The organism is Microvirga sp. 2MCAF38, assembly GCF_052115485.1.
Taxonomy (GTDB): Bacteria; Pseudomonadota; Alphaproteobacteria; order Rhizobiales; family Beijerinckiaceae; genus Microvirga.
In genome coordinates, this window is sequence record NZ_JBFRGU010000003.1 from 193,324 (window position 1) to 207,363 (window position 14,040).

The window sequence follows — 14,040 nt, forward strand, 5'->3', positions numbered from 1 at the left end:
CTTGCTGATGAGGGATCTCAAGCTACGCTAGGGGTCCTACCGAGCGATCGCAACCGTTCCGAAATGGTTATGCAGTGAGCGTTTTGACTCGTTTTAAGGCAGGATTTGCCCCGATTTTGCGATTTGAAGAAAGAGAAGTGCAGCAGGAGCATGGCTTGCATGTTCCTAAGGCCCTAACCGAAAGGGTCAGCTAAGCTTACCTTTCCCTCAACAATAACATCGAGGAACGCGGAAGGGTCATCGCAACACAAAGTTGGAGATGTACCCATGTCTACCAGTGTCCTTACCCCGTCCTGGGCCGGCAGTGCCGTCTTGTCAGTGGGTGTTGTTCTTCTCGCAAAGCGCGTCATCGACGCGATGCTGGCGAGCCGCTCCCGGAGCGTCGCAATTGAGATCGGTCGGCATCACGGTCTGATCACGGATCTCACGCGCCGCTACGGCTTGTAACCACTCACCGACCCCCCATTAAAGGAGCGAGCCATGTTGATCGCCGTTTTCATGAAGACTGTCCGCGACGTCGTTGCCGAAGCATTCGAACTGCGCCGCGAACTCGCGAAGCGCTACCCCTTCGTCGAGCAGGAATAATCGTTAAAAATAGCGGCGGGGTCGCGGACTGGCGCCGCCCCGCTTCATCACGAGCGCGACCCAGCCTTCGAGATCATAGCGCCGCTGCAAATGCCAGCCTTCAGCCGCGTATGACGACAGGATTCCGGGCACGTCCCGCCCCAGAAGACCCGACAGGATGAGCGTGCCGTCATATGAGGCGACACGCGACAGGGAAGGGGCGAGGGTCCGCAGCGGCTTTGCCAGGATGTTGGCGAAGATCAGGTCGAAATGCCCGGGCCGGTCGGCCTCGGCATGTTTGACGCCCGGGCCGACATAAAGCCTCAGCCATGACGAGATGCCGTTGAGCTTGGCGTTCTCGCGTGCGACGCGCACGGCTTCCGGATCGATATCGCCCGCGACGACGGGACGCTTCAGATATTTCGCCGCCGCGAAGGCCAGGATGCCGGTACCGGTGCCGACATCGAGCACGTGACGGGGCGTACGCAGCTTCACTTCATCGACGAAAGCATCGAGGCAGCTCTTGGTCGTGCCGTGATGGCCGGTGCCGAAGGCGAGCGCGGCTTCGATTTCGATGGCCATGTCATTCGGGCGTCGCTGCACGCGATCATGCGAGCCATGCACGAAAATGCGGCCTGAGCGAACGGGCTTCAGTCCCTCCAGCGACGTCTTCACCCAATCCTTCTGATCGAGAGGGAGAAAGACGCCCTTGTCCGCTTCCGCCCCGACGATGGGGCGCAGCAGATCGCGGACAGCTTCCTCATCGGGCTGCCGAGAGAAATAAGCCTCGAGAAGCCACGGCCCATCGTCCTCCGTCTCGAAGGCCGCGACGGCGGTTTCGGCAGGGTCAAAGATCTCGCCGATCAGCTCCGTCATGGCGCGCGCGGAATTGGCGTCCGTTGTGATGCGCAGGACGTGAGTGGGGCGGTTGGGGTGAAGACCTTCAAGCATGGATGTCGCTTAGCACTGCTTCATCCGGCCGTCACCCTTGGACCCTCGTCAGGCGGGGACCGGCTCAGCTCCTTTGAGGACCTTCAGCCTGTCCTGCTCCAGCTTGAGGTAGTCGCGCTGGAGATCCGTCACGTAATCCCGCACGATAGGCGCGGCGTCGCGTTTGCGGGAAAGCTGCATGTGGAACACGAGCTGGCTCCCGGTTCTGAACATCATCTCGGCACTGATGAGGTAGAATTCCCACATGCGGCAGAAGCGCTCGTCGTACATTTCGGCGACCTTGGCGCGATTGGCCTCGAAGCGCTGGTGCCAGTGCTTCAACGTCTCCGCATAGTGGATGCGCAGGAATTCGAGATCGGTCACCCAAAGGCTGTTCTGCTCCACGACCGGAAACACCTCGGAGAGAGCGGGGGAATACGCGCCGGGGAAGATGTATTTGCGCAGCCACGGGCTTGCCGTGCCGGGCGGGCTCATATGGCCGATGGAGTGCAGAAGCATTAAACCGTCGTCATTCATGAGCGCGTTGATCTTCTCGAAAAACTCGCCGTAATGATGCACGCCCACATGCTCGAACATGCCGACCGAGACGATGCGGTCGAAGCGCCGATCGAGCTTGCGGTAGTCGAGCAGCTCGAAGCGGACACGGTGCGAGAGTCCCGCCTTGCGGGCCTTCTCGTTCGAGAGCGCGTATTGCTCCTTCGAGAGTGTGACGCCGGTCACGTCCACGTCTTCCATCGCGGCGAGATAAAGCGCGAGATCGCCCCAGCCGCTGCCGATATCGAGGATTTTCAGGCCGGGTTTGAGTTGAAGCTTGGATGCGATGAGACGCAGCTTGTTCTGCTGCGCCTCTTCCAGCGTATCGTCTCCATTCGCGAAATAGGCGCAGGAATACTGCATGCCCTTGTCGAGGAAGAGCTTATAGAAATCGTTCCCCAGGTCGTAATGGTGCGCCACATTGGCCTGCGCCTTGCCGACCTTGTTCGCCTGCTGAAAACGCTTCAACCCGCGTGAAATGCGGCGCAGCACTTTCTGCAAGGGATAGGTGCCGAGCGAAATCCTGTTCATGGAGAACAGGGTGAGAAAGTCCTTGAGCGTCGAGCCTTCCTCGAAGCTCATGCGCCCATCCATATAGGCCTCGCCCGCGTGAAGCTCCGGATTGAGGAAGAGCTTGTGATAGAGCGAGCGGTCCGTGAGCCGCATGGTGACATTCGGACCGGGAGATCCCGCAAAGACATGCGCCCTTCCATCCGCGTCGATGACTTTCAGCGAGCCGACGCGCACGAAGGATTTGAGCATGTGGGACAGTGGAAACATCGGGGCCTCACGGTTGTCGTTACCGAAGGGGATCGTTCCACAGTTGCAGCGAAGAGGCTAGGGGGCTTCCCCTTGAACCTGCAGCAAAAAAGCTTTTCGCCGTCTCTTGTGTTTCAGATAGATCAAGATATATCTTGGATATAGTTAGACATATAGGAATGAGAAAATGAGACATACACAGGAAAACCATGACCCGCGTCGGTGGGGCGCGTGCCGGCATGAGTTCGGGTCGCGGGGCTTTGCTCATCGTGGCGGTGGGCATCGGGGCTTCGGGTACGACTGGAATGAGGAGCGCGGCGAAGGGCGCGGAGGGCGTCGACGGGTATTCGATTCAGGCGAGTTGCGTCTCGTCCTGCTCAAGCTCATTGAGGACCAGCCGCGACACGGCTATGACCTAATCCGTGCGATAGAGGAGCTGACCGGGGGCACCTATGTCCCAAGCGCCGGCGTGATCTATCCGGCGCTGTCGATGCTGCAGGACTTGGGCCATATCGAAGAGGCTGGCTCCGAGGGCGGACGCAAAGCGTTTGCCATCACTGCGGAAGGGGCTGCCGATCTCGCCACGAATGCGGAAAAGGTAAAAGCGCTCTTCGCACGGCTGGCCGAACTTGCGGCGAAGCATGCGCGAACGGATAGCGCGCCGATTCGTCGTGCTATGGAAAATCTCCGCACCGTCTTGCGTCATCGCTTCAGTAGCGAAGATCTGGGGAAGAGCACAATCCACGACGTCGCTGCAATTCTCGATGAAGCGGCGCAGCGCATCGAGCGTCTGTAAGACGCGCCGCTGACCCGTTCAGATTCAACTGAAGAAAGTTCGCACAATGGCACTTTCCAGCGTTTCGCGCATACCGACTGCAAACGGCAGTCGGTATCTCCAGCAGCTCTGTAAACATTGGAGTCACAATCTGGCCGTCGATTTCACGCCAGCGAGCGGCGTGGTGACATTCCCTCGAAATGTGCGTGGCGCAGATTGGCCGGGCGACGCCAGACTGACCATGCAGGCCAACGAGGACAACCTCGAATGCAGATTGGAAGCGAGCGCCGAAGGACAATTGGAGGCGCTCAAGGGCGTCGTCGCCAATCATCTGGACCGCTTTGCTGGCACGACGAGTAAACCCGAAGCCACTAACGGCGGCGACGGACCGATCGAGCGCGGCTAGCCCAACGCCTCGACAAAGCTGTCCAGCACCATCTTTCGCCCAGCCTTGTCGAAATCGACGGTGAGCTTGTTTCCGTCGATGGCGGCGATGGTGCCGGGGCCGAACTTGGTGTGGAGGATGCGGCCCTCGACTTTGAAACTCGATCCGGTGCCGGTCGATTTCGCGACGAGCTCGCCCTCGATCACCATCGGCCCGCGCCTGTCGCCGGAGCGACGGCCGGAATAGCCGCCATCCTCGACCCCGCCTGCGCGGGCTTGTGCCCGCTGCCAGCCGGGGGTCTGATAGGTCGAGCCGTTGAAATTCGACATGCGGTCGAAACGTGAGCCGCCGCCATATCCGCCGCCATGCGAGAAATTCGCCGGAGCCTCGACAACCTCGACATTGTGCTCAGGCAGATCGTCAATGAAGCGGCTCGGAACGGTCGAGTTCCACATGCCGTGAATGCGCCGGTTCGAGGCGAAATAGATTTTTGCCCGACGCTTGGCGCGGGTGATGCCCACATGCGCGAGGCGGCGCTCTTCTTCCAATCCTGCGTGGCCGCTCTCGTCGAGAGCGCGCTGGTTGGGGAACAAACCCTCTTCCCAGCCGGGTAGGAAGACCGTTTCGAATTCCAGACCCTTGGCCGCGTGAAGAGTCATCAGGCTCACGCGCTCGGTGGTGTCGGTCTCGTTCGCTTCCATTACGAGCGAGACATGCTCGAGGAAGCTCTGGAGGTCCGGGAATTCCTCCATCGAGCGCACAAGCTCCTTGAGGTTTTCGAGTCGTCCGGCGGCGTCGGCCGAGCGATCCTTCTGCCACATCTCGGTGTAGCCGGATTCCTCGAGCACGATCTGCGCGACTTCCGATTGCGTCATCGTTTCCGACAGCTTCGCCCAGCGCCCGAACGAGGTGAGAAGATCGCGCAAAGTGGCGCGCGGCTTCGGCTTCAACTCGTCCGTCTCGACCATGAAGCGCGCGGCTTCCGTCAACGGCACGCGCGCCGCGCGAGCGTGGTTGTGGAGGATCTGGATGGTCGCATCGCCCAGGCCGCGCTTGGGCACATTGACGATGCGCTCGAAAGCGAGGTCGTCGGCGGGCTGGTTGACGACGCGCAGATAGGCGAGTGCATCGCGGATTTCGGCGCGCTCATAAAACCGCGGCCCGCCGATCACGCGATAGGGCACGCCGAGGGTCACGAGCCGGTCTTCGATCTCGCGCATCTGCGCGGAGATGCGAACGAGAATCGCGACTTCGGACAGCGGATAGCGTTTGGATTGAAGTGCCTCGATCTCCTCGCCGATCAGGCGGGCCTCGTCCTCGGAATCCCATGCACCGGTGAGCGTGACTTTCTCGCCGGGTTCGTCCTCCGTGCGCAGCGTCTTGCCGAGGCGATCCTTGTTCTTGGCGATGAGTCCCGAGGCGGCTGAAAGGATGTGCCCGGTGGAGCGATAGTTCCGCTCGAGCCGGATCACCACAGCGCCGGGAAAATCGTGCTCGAAGCGCAGGATGTTGTCGACCTCAGCGCCACGCCAGCCATAGATCGACTGATCGTCGTCACCGACGCAGCAGATGTTCTTGCGCTGTTGGGCGAGCAGGCGCAGCCACAGATACTGGGCGACGTTGGTGTCCTGATACTCGTCCACCAGCATGTAGCGGAAGCGGTTCTGGTATTGCTCCAGAATATCCGGATGCTCGCGCCACAGGCGCAGGCACTCCAGCAAAAGATCCCCGAAATCGGCGGCGTTCAGGATCTTAAGCCGCTCCTGATAGGCGGCATAGAGCTTGCCGCCTTTGCCTTGGGCGAAGGCACCGGCTTCGCCGGCCGGCACCTGGTTGGGGCCAAGGCCCCGGTTCTTCCAACCGTCGATGTAGGAAGCGAGCTGCCGCGCGGGCCAGCGTTTCTCGTCGATGTTCTCGGCTGCGATCACCTGCTTCATCAGGCGAAGCTGATCGTCGGTGCCGAGAATGGTGAAGTCCGAGCGCAAGCCCACCAGTTCCGCATGGCGGCGCAGAATCTTGGTGCCGATGGAGTGAAAGGTGCCGAGCCATTGCATGCCCTCGGCCACGGGGCCGATCAGGCTCGCCACGCGCTCCTTCATCTCCCGTGCCGCCTTGTTGGTGAAGGTCACGGACAGGATGTCGAAGGGGCGGGCCTTGCCCGTGGCGATGAGGTGGGCGATGCGGGTTGTCAGGACGCGTGTCTTGCCGGTACCCGCACCCGCGAGTACCAGGACGGGCCCCTCGGTCGCCTCGACAGCAGCCCGCTGCTCCGCGTTGAGACCGGAAAGGTACGGCGATTGCGGCGAAACGGCCGCACGGGCGCGCGCGCTCAAGGAGCCGCCGGTGGGCTCAGGGGCAAGGTCGCGATGCGAGTCGAAGCTGTCGTCAGGGCGATTCATCGGCGCGAACATGGATCAAAAGGCGAACGGCGTCGAGGCCGTAATGCAGGGCGGCCTGCCGCAGGGGTGGGTAACCGCGTTGAAGGGGCTGGCATCACCATCCATATAGTAACGATCCTGTCCGAAAGGGATGTTCCATGCGTATCCTTGTAACGCTTCTGGTTCTTCTGGGTCTGGCTGCGCCCGCTTTCGCGCAGGCCCCCGGGTTGCCGCTTACGGGCCGCTCCGAACGGAGCGTGGGCGAGACAAATCGCTCCATTATGCAGAATGAGCGGTCATTGCAGCAGCAACAGCAGAACCAGATCGACAACAATCAGCTCCGGCAACGGATCGATCGGCGCGATCTGTTCACGAACTCGATCCAGCAGCCGAATATCGGTCGCAAACTCTGCCCGCCCGGTTCCGTCGGCTGCTAGAATTTGATCGTTTCAGATTGAAACAAGATCAAACTCTAGCTTCTCTTGATGCCGCATGATCCGGGCGAACAACCGTTTCCACTTGTTCTGATCATGCTCTAGCCATCGCCGATGCTTTGCGTTGCCTCGCAGAGCCGGCGTTTCACCTCCGCGACGAACGGATTGTCGCGTGTGATTGTCTGAAACACCTCGTCTGAATCGTGCCGAACCATGTCGACCATCCGCATGAGGTGGTCGAAGGTCGCCGTTGTGTGATCGAGCGCTGGCATATCCAGCGCGACGACGATGCGGGACAGAAGATGAGTGAGGCCCTGCACGTAGGCCATCTGCCCGTCATGCCGCTCCGGTGTCGTCCGGACGACACGAAGGCCGAGCTTTTCCCTGAGAAAACGGGCGACGAGCCCGGATCTTGGACTGTCCGCTGCGCAGACGGCGATGGATAAGCCCCGAATACCGTCCCGCCCGCTTTGTGGGCCGAAGAGCGGATGGGTGCCGACGATCTCTACATGGGACGGCAATTCCTCGGCCAGAATGGCGAGGGGCTTCATCTTGATCGAACAGACGTCGATCACGAGGCTCCCGACCTTCAGATGCGGGGCTATCTGTCTGGCCACATCCCGCAGATCCCGGAGGGCGACGGCTAAGAGCACGACGTCCTGGCGGGCCGCTGTCGCGAGATCGGCCACCTGGACATTGTGGCGCTCTCCAATTGAGCGCAGATCACGGCGTGGGTCGCATATGCACACATCGAAAAGGTCGGCGAGATGCGTCATGGAGAATTCGCCGAAGGCACCGACGCCGATCAATCCCAGGCTGGGCTTTCGCCGAGAAAGGTCGGCTGGGGCATTGCGATTTATCGTCTCGATGGATGGTTCAAGCATAGTGTCCTCGGTGGGGCTTTGAGCCGCCGCAAGGACATTCCGAAACAAGAAAGCCGCCTTGCGGCGGCATTGTTTCGATAAAACCAATCGATCTCGTGCCGCGCCTATGGAGACGGGCGATAATACGAAAACGTGATGTGCGAGGTCTTGGTCATGGCGGCGATCATCGTCAGTTTGAGCGCCCCGTCAAGGGACGCACCGGCTTCTTAGTGCCGGGTTCCCGTTGCGAGCATAGCTTCCCGCGTCTCCGTCTTCGAGGGGATGCCGATCACGCGGCCCAGGGCCGGAGGCTGCCCGAGACGTTTGTGGGCAGCCTTCATCACGGCGAGGTTGTTCAGGATATCCTGGGGAAAATGCGAAACCTTGCGGGTCTCCAAATCGACGTGGAGAGATAGCCCCTCGGTGGTGGCAGCAACCCAGCCTTCTTCCGCGTGGCGGGCTTCCATATAGAAGTGGAGGCGCTTCTCGTCGTAATCGACGAGTTGGAGCGTGACGCGAACCCGGTCATGCATTTTCAGTTCGCGCTTGTAGAGCGTGTGAACCTCGGCTGCGAAGAAAGATGCCTTGCACTGCTCCACATAATCTTGCCCGAGGCCGATGAGGGAGAAGGCTTCGTCCACTGCTTTGTCGAAGAGCACGTGATAAAAGGCCATGTTCATGTGGCCGTTATAGTCGATCCAAGCGGGCTCGACCCGCATCGTCGAGGATACGAACGGGGCAAAGAAGAAGATCGGGGTAGCCCGTTCATCCATGGTCGGCGCTCTCCTTCCGCTCTCATCCCGCTACTATGCAGCCAAAATCCCATCGCGAACAATAGTACAAATTGTCAGCCATGCATGGCGGGCGGAACGCGTCTGTCGTCTTGCGTGTTGCCAAGGCAACCGTTTTGGTAAGTAAGGGACAGTAACTTTCCCAATTAGATCTGAAGCATTCATGAACGCACCGCTGATTTCTTCCCGTTCCAGACCCTCGGACGCGGTCATTGCCGCGTTCACGGCCGAGTTGACCAATCGCTATGGTGCGCATGTCGCGACCTCGATGGCGGTGCGGGAGCAGCACGGCCACACGCTGACCTGGGTGAAGAACCAGCCGCCGGATGTCGTCGTCTATCCGCGGACGACCCAAGAAGTCGCGGATATCGTCAGGCTTTGCGCTCAACGGAACGTGCCAGTCGTGCCCTTCGGCACCGGAACGTCTCTGGAAGGCCATATCAACGCACCGTTTGGGGGCGTGTGCATCGATGTGAGCCTCATGAAGCAGATCGTCGCGGTCCACGAGGAAGACCTCGATTGCGTGGTCGAGCCCGGCGTGACCCGTAAGGAACTGAACGAATATCTACGCGATCGAGGATTGTTCTTCCCCATCGACCCCGGCGCGGACGCCTCGATCGGCGGCATGGTGTCCACACGGGCCTCCGGCACCAATGCCGTTCGCTATGGCACTATGAAGGACGTCGTTCTCGCGCTCACGGTCGTTTTGCCCAATGGCGATATCGTGAAGACAGCGAGCCGCGCCAAGAAAAGCTCGGCGGGCTACGATCTGACGCATCTTTTCATCGGGGCCGAGGGCACGCTCGGCATCGTGACCGAGATCACCCTGAAGCTGAACGGCATTCCGGAGGCGATCTCGGCCGGCATCTGTCCTTTCCCTTCGGTCAAGGCAGCGTGTGACGCGGTCATCATCACCATCCAGTCCGGCATTCCGGTCGCCCGCATCGAGCTTCTGGACGAGGTTCAGGTGAAGGCGGTCAACGCCCATTCCAAACTCTCTCTGCCTGAAAGCCCCTTGCTGCTTTTGGAGTTTCACGGCACGACCGCCGGTGTGAAGGAGCAGGCGGAAAGCTTCGGCGAGATCGCTGCGGAATATGGCGGCGGCCCCTTCGAATGGGCCACGAAGCCTGAGGACCGCAGCCGTCTGTGGCAGGCGCGGCACGACGCTTATTGGGCGGCGAGGGGGCTCAGACCCGGTGCGCAATCGGTCGCAACCGATGTCTGCGTGCCGATTTCGAGACTTGCGGAATGCGTGGATGAAACCAAGCAGGACATTCTGGAAAGCGGTCTCATCGCACCCATCGTCGGCCATGTGGGGGATGGGAATTTTCACGTCCAGCCGCTCATCGACACCGAGAACCCGGCTGAAGTCGCCGCCTGTGAGGCCTTTATCGACCGCCTCGTTCGCCGTGCCCTCGCCATGGAGGGGACCTCCACGGGCGAGCATGGTGTCGGCCAGAAGAAGATAAAATACCTCGAAATTGAGTACAGTACCCAGGCACTTGACCTTATGCGCGTCTTGAAACGAGCGGTTGATCCGCTCAACATTATGAACCCAGGGAAGGTATTCGCGCTTTGACGGTGGACGGCAAGGCCGTCATGCTACCGCGATCCTTGTCCTTGAGCTAACCACTCTCAATGGAAAAAGCGGAGAAGGCGTCTCTTGCGTGACATTCTGACGGTCATCGCGTCCATCATCATCCTGGTCCTGGCCGCGGCGCTTGTTGCGCCGCCCCTCATGGATTGGGAAGCGCGGCGCGACCTCATCGATCAGACGATTTCCCGCGCGGCGGGCACCGAGGCTCACACGGAGGGTCGGATCGGCGTTCGCCTGTTGCCGTCGCCACGCCTTCGCCTGGATCGCCTTCGCCTGGGTTCAGGCGCCCCTGAAACCCCATCGTTGACGGCTGATTTCATCTGGGCCGAAGTGCAGCTCATGCCGCTGTTGCGGGGCGAGGTGCGTTTCACCGAAACCCGCATCGGGCGGGCTGACCTGCACGTGCCGGTCGCAAACGACGGTACATGGGCGCCTCCGCAAACCTTCTCCGGCCTTCGAGGACGCGACCTTGCGATTGAGAGCCTGAACATCACCCAGGTGCTTGTCACCGCGCAGCGCCTCGACACGGGGCGGACAGATCAGGTTTCCGCCGAGAACGTCACAATCGAAGGGCAAAAGCTCGCCGGACCCTGGCGGGTGGAAGGAACGACCAGAGGCGTTCCGTTCCGGTTCGTTACGGCGGAGCTTGGTGAAGACAGGACCGTTCAGCTGAAGCTTTCCGGTGGCGGCGATCTTAATCCACGCTTCGACATCGACGCCAAGCTGGCGCTCGGCTCGGACCCTGCCGTGCCTCTTCTCGCGGGCAAGGCGAAGGTCCTTTTCGGTCCGCCGGCTCAGGTGGCGGCAGCGGGCATTCCGATCCCCATCGTCATCGAGACCGCGTTCAAGACGAAACCGGGCGTGGTCGTCTTCGACAAGACGAGCCTGGAAGCAGGCGAGGGTGGCGCGAGCCTTCGCATGACGGGAGAGGGGAGTTTTCAAGTCAACGATCCCAAGATCTCGCTCAAGCTCGAAGGGCGTAGGCTCGACGCCGACAGCTTCATTCTCTCGTCGAACGGGCGCGATTTCAAAAGCCGGTTGGCGACCTGGTCACTTCCCGTCAACAGCGTGCCCGTCGACCTCGACCTCAAGATCGACAGTATCGGTCTAGGGCAGGAAGACTTGTCCAACGCGGTCTTGCGTGGCTCGTTCGTGCATGGACAAGCGAAGCTGGAAAAATTTGAGTTCATGGCGCCCGGCGAGACCCGGGTCGCGATGCAAGGCGAGATCGGCAGCGCCACCCTCGGTAACGCGGAGGGTCGGATCTTGGTCGCCTCCAACGCGTCCGACAGGCTTGCGCGCTATCTCGAGCGCCTCAATATCCACTCTCCGTTTCTGAAGGTGCTCGATGGGCGTTTCTTCGAGGCGGCATCGGACATTTCCTTCGCGAACCCGATCCTGTCTCTCAGCCGCATGCATGTGAAGACGGGCGATGCGGCTATGACAGGTAATCTGCGCTTCACGGCTGCGGAAGGCGATCATCGCGGTCGTCTCGAAGCGCAGGTCGCGATTCAGGATCTGAACCTCGATCAGCTGCCGCAGATTTCGAGCGTTTTCGAAACAACGCAAAATCTCGATGTCGGCTTCATTCTCGATGCGCGCAATGTCCGCGCCGGCAACCGTCCGGGCGCTGGCCGGATTTCCGCGCGCATTAATTCCGACGGTAAGGCACTGCTCGTCGAAGCCCTCGATATCATCGATCTTGCCGGCGCGAATGCCCGCGTCAGTGGTCGCATTGCGCCGGACGGGTCGGGGCGTATCGCGGGGAAGGTCACCGCGGAGCGCGCTGCACCCCTGATCGATATTCTCGGCAGTGTTTGGGCGGGTGGCATTTCGCATCTGATGCCGCCTTTCCTGCGTGAAGGCGATTTGAATCTCGATGTCGTGACCGAGCGCGTCGCGCCTGTCGCCGGCTCCAAGGAATTCCGCTTGCGAACAACTGCAAACGGCTCTGCGGCGGGTGGACGGTTCGACGGCAAGGTCGAGTCCGCGGAGGGCCGGACCGAAAGCCTCGATGTGGTTCTCGCGACTGACAATACAGGCCGATGGATCGGACAGGCCGATGCGCAAACGCTCAAGCGCCCCTCCACAATCACCATGCGCGGTGCGCGGGTCGGATCGGGACGATTCAATATCACTCTATCGGGTGATGTTGGCGGCGCGACCATCTCGACAAAGCGCCCCTTCACCCTGAGTGCCGCCGACGATGCGGTCGATACCGGTGAAGTGGAGTTCGTAAGCGCCGACCTCACGCCATTTTTGCGATTGTTGAGCGACAACGTGGGCACGGCCCCCGCACCCGCGAAGGGCCGCTTGACGCTCGGGAGAGAGCGCGACGCGACGCTTCTCGATGTCACCGGCACTGTCGCCGGGGAGCCGATCCAAGGACGATTGACCGCGCGGTCGCGATCGGAAATCAGCGGCGAAATTTCTCTCCAGCGCGTTTCCTTGCCGTGGCTTGCGACGGCTCTGATCTTGAACTTGCCGGGAGAACCGAACGCCAATACGATCTGGTCGACGACCGGGTTTGGGCCGAATGCTCGCTTGATGACCGGCGGACAGATCACGGTCAAAGCCGCGAGCCTGGATCTGGGGCGCGGTATCCAGGGGACAAAGGCGAGTTTCACGCTGGGCGCGACCTTTGATGGTATCGCCATCACCAATCTGGATGCAGGGTTGGGCGATGGTCGCCTCACTGGATCGGTGTCGATCTCACGACAGGGAGCGCTCGCATCGGTGGTCGGCGAGGGTGCGTTGCGCGATGTGTCTGTTCAGGCACTGGCCGGAACGACTCCGCTCGAAGGCAGACTGACCGGTTCGCTCAAATTCGGCACATCGGCACAGAATGTTGCAGGCCTCGTCGCCAATCTCGGCGGGGCGGGAGATTGGCGCATTGCCAATCTTCGCGTGCCGGCTGCCGATCCGACCGCTCTCGACCGTGCCTTGAAACGAGCGCTCGCCGACAACGAGCCATTGGCTCAAGGAAAGGCCGAGACGATTCTCAGTGAGGAGCTCGCCCGCGCGCCGCTTGCCGCAACCTCTGTCACCACGTCGGCTGCGCTTGTCGGCGGCATGCTGAGATTGTCGCCGTTCGTTGTCGAAAACGCGCGCGCGAATTGGCAGGGCGCCGTGACGTACGATCTGAGGACTTTGACGTTTGAAGCGCGAGGCGCGTTGATGGCCAAGACCGCGCCGCCCGGATGGACAGGCGCGCCACCATCAACGGGATTGAATTGGAAAGGCCCCCTTGCCGCACCCGTGCGCGAGGTCGATGCGGGGCCGTTCCGCAACGGGCTCGCAGCTGTCGTCCTGAAGCGTGAGCTTGAAAAGATCGAGGCTTTCGAAAAGGCGGCTGCCGAGCGGCAACGGCAGATTCAGCAACAGGAAGCGGAACGCCAACGCGTGAAGGCGGCAGCCGATGAGGCTGCGCGTCAGGCGAAGGCGAAGGAAGACGCGGAACGCGCTCAAAGACAGCAGCAGAGCGAACCCAGTGCGGAAGAGCCTACGCCGCCGACGGGCACGCCCTTCGCGATGCCTCCGCTGACGCCGACGATAGAGCTTAAAGCTCCGCCGATGGTGCGGGGTCCCGGCGGTTGAGATCCTCGCGCAGCGTGTTGAGCACGAAGACCCGAATGGCGGACGATAAATTCTGATCGCCCCGGCCGGTATCGATGCCTTGCACGAGCGCTTGAATGGAGAGAGAACGCTTTTCCGCGATCTCACGCAAGGCGTCCCAGAACTGCTCTTCGAGAGACACGCTCGTCCGGTGACCGGCAATCGAGAGCGAGCGCTTGATGACGCCGCTGCCGCTCATTCCGGCTTCTCGTCGTCGCGCTTATGCGCGTCGAGTTTGCGTTGATCCAGGTCGCGCCGTGCTTCTTCGAGCCGGCGCTCCTCCTTCGTCCGCCCGAAGACGGTACGGTTCTCAGTGGCGCGGGCTTCTTTTTCCGCCCGCGCCTTCTGTTTGCGCATCTGGCGCAGATTGATGATCTCCGCCATGGGATTCCTC

General features: G+C 61.1%; 13 protein-coding genes. 6 read left to right on the forward strand and 7 right to left on the reverse strand.

The genetic code is table 11. From position 1 onward, the window contains the following. Positions 1–267: 267 nt before the first annotated feature. The gene (locus AB4072_RS07795) at positions 268–447 is read left to right on the forward strand and encodes a hypothetical protein (RefSeq protein ID WP_441966846.1); all 180 of its coding nucleotides are present in this window, start codon (positions 268–270) and stop codon (positions 445–447) included. A 141-nt stretch (positions 448–588) separates the two neighbouring features. Here the strand turns inward: AB4072_RS07795 and AB4072_RS07800 are convergent, their stop codons facing one another. Together AB4072_RS07800 and AB4072_RS07805 are read right to left on the reverse strand one after the other, a co-directional pair. Further along, positions 589–1,515, reverse strand: coding sequence for a 50S ribosomal protein L11 methyltransferase (locus AB4072_RS07800; protein WP_441966848.1), 927 nt, complete (start codon positions 1,513–1,515; stop codon positions 589–591). Between the two features lie 48 nt (positions 1,516–1,563). Further along, positions 1,564–2,829 carry a class I SAM-dependent methyltransferase gene (locus tag AB4072_RS07805; protein WP_441966850.1) on the reverse strand — a complete coding sequence of 422 codons (1,266 nt, stop codon included), beginning with the start codon at positions 2,827–2,829 and terminating at the stop codon, positions 1,564–1,566. A 166-nt stretch (positions 2,830–2,995) separates the two neighbouring features. On the opposite strand from AB4072_RS07805, the gene AB4072_RS07810 reads away from it, so the two are divergent. Both AB4072_RS07810 and AB4072_RS07815 read left to right on the forward strand, forming a co-directional pair. Further along, positions 2,996–3,604, forward strand: coding sequence for a PadR family transcriptional regulator (locus AB4072_RS07810; protein WP_441966852.1), 609 nt, complete (start codon positions 2,996–2,998; stop codon positions 3,602–3,604). Between the two features lie 46 nt (positions 3,605–3,650). After that, on the forward strand, positions 3,651–3,989 hold the full coding sequence (locus AB4072_RS07815) for a DUF2218 domain-containing protein (RefSeq protein WP_441966854.1): 339 nt from the start codon (positions 3,651–3,653) through the stop codon (positions 3,987–3,989). On the opposite strand, the gene AB4072_RS07820 is transcribed toward AB4072_RS07815, so the two are convergent. Next, the gene (locus AB4072_RS07820; RefSeq protein ID WP_441966856.1) at positions 3,986–6,367 is read right to left on the reverse strand and encodes an ATP-dependent helicase; all 2,382 of its coding nucleotides are present in this window, start codon (positions 6,365–6,367) and stop codon (positions 3,986–3,988) included. The genes AB4072_RS07815 and AB4072_RS07820 overlap by 4 nt on opposite strands. Before the next feature lie 137 nt (positions 6,368–6,504). On the opposite strand from AB4072_RS07820, the gene AB4072_RS07825 reads away from it, so the two are divergent. Then, a complete protein-coding gene (locus AB4072_RS07825; RefSeq protein WP_441966858.1) occupies positions 6,505–6,783 on the forward strand; it encodes a hypothetical protein in 279 nt (92 codons plus the stop codon). 98 nt (positions 6,784–6,881) lie between these two features. On the opposite strand, the gene AB4072_RS07830 is transcribed toward AB4072_RS07825, so the two are convergent. After that, complete coding sequence (locus AB4072_RS07830; RefSeq protein WP_441966860.1) at positions 6,882–7,664, reverse strand: prephenate dehydrogenase/arogenate dehydrogenase family protein; 783 nt, start codon at positions 7,662–7,664, stop codon at positions 6,882–6,884. Positions 7,665–7,870: 206 nt separating this feature from the next. Then, the gene (locus AB4072_RS07835; RefSeq protein ID WP_441966862.1) at positions 7,871–8,416 is read right to left on the reverse strand and encodes a thioesterase family protein; all 546 of its coding nucleotides are present in this window, start codon (positions 8,414–8,416) and stop codon (positions 7,871–7,873) included. Positions 8,417–8,597: 181 nt separating this feature from the next. Here AB4072_RS07835 and AB4072_RS07840 point away from each other — a divergent pair, with 181 nt between their 5' ends. After that, positions 8,598–10,013, forward strand: a complete 1,416-nt coding sequence (locus AB4072_RS07840) for an FAD-linked oxidase C-terminal domain-containing protein (RefSeq protein WP_441966864.1) — start codon at positions 8,598–8,600, stop codon at positions 10,011–10,013. An 84-nt stretch (positions 10,014–10,097) separates the two neighbouring features. After that, on the forward strand, positions 10,098–13,628 hold the full coding sequence (locus AB4072_RS07845; protein ID WP_441966866.1) for an AsmA family protein: 3,531 nt from the start codon (positions 10,098–10,100) through the stop codon (positions 13,626–13,628). On the opposite strand, the gene AB4072_RS07850 is transcribed toward AB4072_RS07845, so the two are convergent. Next, entirely contained in the window at positions 13,591–13,845 is a 255-nt protein-coding gene (locus AB4072_RS07850) for a ribbon-helix-helix domain-containing protein (RefSeq protein WP_441966868.1), read from the reverse strand. The genes AB4072_RS07845 and AB4072_RS07850 overlap by 38 nt on opposite strands. Beyond that, a complete protein-coding gene (locus tag AB4072_RS07855) occupies positions 13,842–14,030 on the reverse strand; it encodes a DUF4169 family protein (RefSeq protein ID WP_441966869.1) in 189 nt (62 codons plus the stop codon). Before AB4072_RS07855 ends, AB4072_RS07850 begins: the two co-directional genes overlap by 4 nt. Between the last annotated feature and the right edge of the window lie 10 nt (positions 14,031–14,040).

Coding starts and splice junctions, on each gene's coding strand:
- AB4072_RS07795 (WP_441966846.1), top strand. CDS start 268: ATGTCTACCAGTGTCCTTACCCCGTCCTGGGCCGGCAGTGCCGTCTTG.
- AB4072_RS07800 (WP_441966848.1), bottom strand. CDS start 1,515: ATGCTTGAAGGTCTTCACCCCAACCGCCCCACTCACGTCCTGCGCATC.
- AB4072_RS07805 (WP_441966850.1), bottom strand. CDS start 2,829: ATGTTTCCACTGTCCCACATGCTCAAATCCTTCGTGCGCGTCGGCTCG.
- AB4072_RS07810 (WP_441966852.1), top strand. CDS start 2,996: ATGAGACATACACAGGAAAACCATGACCCGCGTCGGTGGGGCGCGTGC.
- AB4072_RS07815 (WP_441966854.1), top strand. CDS start 3,651: ATGGCACTTTCCAGCGTTTCGCGCATACCGACTGCAAACGGCAGTCGG.
- AB4072_RS07820 (WP_441966856.1), bottom strand. CDS start 6,367: ATGAATCGCCCTGACGACAGCTTCGACTCGCATCGCGACCTTGCCCCT.
- AB4072_RS07825 (WP_441966858.1), top strand. CDS start 6,505: ATGCGTATCCTTGTAACGCTTCTGGTTCTTCTGGGTCTGGCTGCGCCC.
- AB4072_RS07830 (WP_441966860.1), bottom strand. CDS start 7,664: ATGCTTGAACCATCCATCGAGACGATAAATCGCAATGCCCCAGCCGAC.
- AB4072_RS07835 (WP_441966862.1), bottom strand. CDS start 8,416: ATGGATGAACGGGCTACCCCGATCTTCTTCTTTGCCCCGTTCGTATCC.
- AB4072_RS07840 (WP_441966864.1), top strand. CDS start 8,598: ATGAACGCACCGCTGATTTCTTCCCGTTCCAGACCCTCGGACGCGGTC.
- AB4072_RS07850 (WP_441966868.1), bottom strand. CDS start 13,845: ATGAGCGGCAGCGGCGTCATCAAGCGCTCGCTCTCGATTGCCGGTCAC.
- AB4072_RS07855 (WP_441966869.1), bottom strand. CDS start 14,030: ATGGCGGAGATCATCAATCTGCGCCAGATGCGCAAACAGAAGGCGCGG.